Origin of the sequence: Mesorhizobium sp. M4A.F.Ca.ET.020.02.1.1 (genome assembly GCF_004022645.1) — a bacterium.
Taxonomy (GTDB): domain Bacteria; phylum Pseudomonadota; class Alphaproteobacteria; order Rhizobiales; family Rhizobiaceae; genus Mesorhizobium.
On sequence record NZ_RZOI01000164.1, the window covers coordinates 6,640 to 9,693 of the forward strand.

The following is a 3,054-nucleotide window of genomic DNA, read 5'->3' on the forward strand; positions in this document are numbered from 1 at the left end:
CTACCGTGCCGCCGCCCAGGTCCCTGACATTCTCCTGAATGACGATGGTGTCGGCGCCTTGCGGCACCGGCGCGCCAGTGCCGCAAGGCGCCGACACCATCGTCATTCAGGAGAATGTCAGGGACCTGGGCGGCGGCACGGTAGAGGTAACCCAGCCGACGGCGCAAGGACGCAACATCCGGCGTGTCGGACTCGATTTCGCGCAAGGCGATGTGCTGCTCGAAAGGGGCCGCCTGCTTGATCCCGCGGCACTGTCGCTGGCGGCATCCGCCAACCATCCGTGTTTGAGCGTGGTGAAGCGGCCGCTGGTCGCCATCATCGCCACCGGCGACGAACTGCTGCCGCCCGGCAGCGAGCTTGGTCCCGACCAGATCATTTCGTCCAACGCCTATGGCGTCGCCGCCGCCGCTCAGTCGGTCGGCGCCCGCGCGCTCGATCTCGGCATCGCCGCCGACCGCAAGGAAGCGATCGCCGCGCTGGTCAGGCAGGCCGTCGAGCAGCAGGCCGATGTCATCGTCACGCTGGGCGGCGCCTCGGTCGGCGACCACGATCTGATCCACGACGTGCTGACCGGCGAAGGCATGACGCTCGATTTCTGGAAGATCGCCATGCGCCCGGGCAAGCCGCTGATGTTCGGCCGGATGGGGCGCACGCGCTGTATCGGCCTGCCGGGCAACCCTGTCGCCAGCCTGGTCTGCTCGAAATTGTTCCTGAAGCCCTTGCTGGCGCGACTCGGTGGCCGCGACTTCCGGCAGGACCTGCGCGAGGCACGCCTGGGCACGGCGATGCAGGCCAATGATCTCAGGCAGGATTACGTGCGCGCCGTGGTCCGCGAAGAAGCCGGCTCAATGGTTGCCACCCCCTTCGGCATCCAGGACTCCTCGATGCTGCGCATGCTCGCCGACGCCAACGGCCTTGTCGTGCGGGAGCCCTTCGCCCCGGCTGCAGCCGCAGGCGACGCTTGCCGCGTGCTGATGCTACGCTGAACAAAACGTCAACGCATTCATTAAACTTTAAACGGTTGCGGAACACAACTGGAACAGATAGTGTTTGTTCTGGGTTTGTTTTTCTGATTCTGGTTTCAGAACCCGTGGGGGCCGCCATGCTGACGCGCAAACAACATGAACTCCTGATGTTCATCCATGAACGGCTGAAGGAAAGCGGCATTCCGCCCTCGTTCGACGAGATGAAGGAGGCGCTCGATCTCGCCTCGAAGTCGGGCATCCACCGGCTGATCACGGCGCTGGAAGAGCGCGGCTTCATTCGCCGGCTGCCGAACCGGGCGCGTGCTCTGGAAGTGCTGCGCCTGCCTGACTCGATCGCGCCCGGTCTCAATGCGGCGAAGAAGTTTTCGCCGAGCGTCATCCAGGGAAGCCTGGGACAGGGCAATCTCGGTCGGCAAATCAAACCGGCGTCGCCGTCGCGTACCCCCAGCAATGACGACGACGCTGTGTCGGCGGTGTCGATCCCGGTAATGGGCCGCATCGCCGCCGGCGTGCCGATCGACGCCATCCAGCACCAGACGCATTCGATCTCGGTGCCCCCGGACATGATCTCGGGCGGCGAGCATTATGCGCTGGAGGTCAAGGGCGACTCGATGATCGAGGCCGGTATCTTCGACGGCGATACGGTCATCATCCGCAACGCCGACACGGCGAGCCCCGGCGAGATCGTTGTGGCGCTGGTCGACGAGGAAGAGGCGACGCTGAAGCGCTTCCGCCGCAAGGGCGCATCGATCGCGCTCGAAGCTGCCAACCCTGCCTATGAGACCCGCATCTTCGGCCCTGACCGGGTCAAGGTGCAAGGCAAGCTGGTCGGCCTGATCCGGCGCTACTGAGCCGACGGCGCCAGTTTGACCACCGGTTTTTCGGGTCTCTGGTAAGGCGGCAGTCCCCTCGCCTCGCGAGAGTATTTGCGCTGCTCGTGCCATGGCCGGTAGGGCTTTTCGACCGCGTAGCGGATTGTTGCTTGCGCGCTCGCCGATTGCGGATCGAAGAAGACAGCGGCACTGCCGGAGCGGGCGAGCTGACGTTTGGTGACGACGAGGGCCAGCGAATTCCAGCAGGGACTGTAGGCGGTGGCGTCGTCGATGACGATCAGGTCGGCGAAGGCGCAGGCCGGCCGCGCCGTCTTGCGGTTTTCCGCGAGCGCCACGATTGCGCCTGACGGATGTCGGGCAAGGCATAGCCCGTCCCTGCAGTAAAATGGCGAGCCCGGCGGCAGGTCGAGCGGATCGATGTCGAAGCGTGCATCCCCTGTCTCGAAGGTCTCCGGCTCGACGATGGTCTCGGCCACCAGCGCGCGTTTCCAATTGTCGGTGGTGAATTCGTTCGACCGCACCCGGTTGACGGCGAGCTCGCCGCCTCCGATCGGCATCGCCACCAGATGCGCATCCTCCGAGATCAGCACATCGGGCGTGCGGGTATTGGAAACCGTCAGCAGGCCCGCCAGAGCGAAGGGGATCGCCGCAAGTCTCAGCCAGGTCGTGGCCATGGTCGCGATGACCAGCGCTATCGTCACGAAAAGCACCGACTGGATGGAGATCAGCCCGACGGCATCGACCGGCGAGCGTTCGGAAATCCACCCGGAGATCGCGATCATCGCGGTCAGGCCCTTGCCCATCAGATACAGGAATGGCCAGTCGAGGCCGAACGGCATCGTCAGGGCGCTGGCGACCCCCAGGAACATGACCACCGAAACGATCGGCATGACGGCCAGGTTGGCGACCAGGCTGAGTGGCGAAACGCGCTGGAAGTGCCAGATGGCGAAGAGCGCCGTGGCGCTGCCGGCGATGATCGAGGTCATGGCAAGGCCACCCATCCCCATCACCAGTTTGCGCGACGTAAAGCGAAGGAACGATCGCTTCGGCGGCGGCGTGGTCGTCCTGTCGGCGCGATAGTCGGCCCAGCCGGCATAGGCGCCGACCAGGGCAGCCGTGGCGGCGAAGGACATCTGGAAGCTCGGGCCGACCACTTCGTGCGGCGACACCAGGATGACGGCGATGGCCGAGATCGCCAGATTGCGCATGGTGAGCGCTGCCCGGTCGAACAACAC

At 65.1% G+C, this 3,054-nt stretch carries 3 protein-coding genes; 2 read left to right on the forward strand and 1 reads right to left on the reverse strand.

The genetic code is table 11. The annotated features are described in order from the left end of the window. Nucleotides 1-38 precede the first annotated feature (38 nt). Nucleotides 39-986, forward strand: coding sequence for a molybdopterin molybdotransferase MoeA (locus EN742_RS13200; RefSeq protein WP_245492311.1), 948 nt, complete (start codon nucleotides 39-41; stop codon nucleotides 984-986). A 116-nt stretch (nucleotides 987-1,102) separates the two neighbouring features. Continuing rightward, the gene (gene lexA, locus EN742_RS13205; RefSeq protein WP_126054478.1) at nucleotides 1,103-1,837 is read left to right on the forward strand and encodes a transcriptional repressor LexA; all 735 of its coding nucleotides are present in this window, start codon (nucleotides 1,103-1,105) and stop codon (nucleotides 1,835-1,837) included. Here lexA and EN742_RS13210 read toward each other — a convergent pair. After that, the coding region (locus EN742_RS13210; RefSeq protein WP_148670093.1) for a ComEC/Rec2 family competence protein at nucleotides 1,831-3,054 on the reverse strand (1,224 nt) is incomplete at its 5' end. The two genes, lexA and EN742_RS13210, sit on opposite strands and share 7 nt — an antisense overlap.

Coding starts and splice junctions, on each gene's coding strand:
- lexA (WP_126054478.1), top strand. CDS start 1,103: ATGCTGACGCGCAAACAACATGAACTCCTGATGTTCATCCATGAACGG.
- EN742_RS13200 (WP_245492311.1), top strand. CDS start 39: ATGACGATGGTGTCGGCGCCTTGCGGCACCGGCGCGCCAGTGCCGCAA.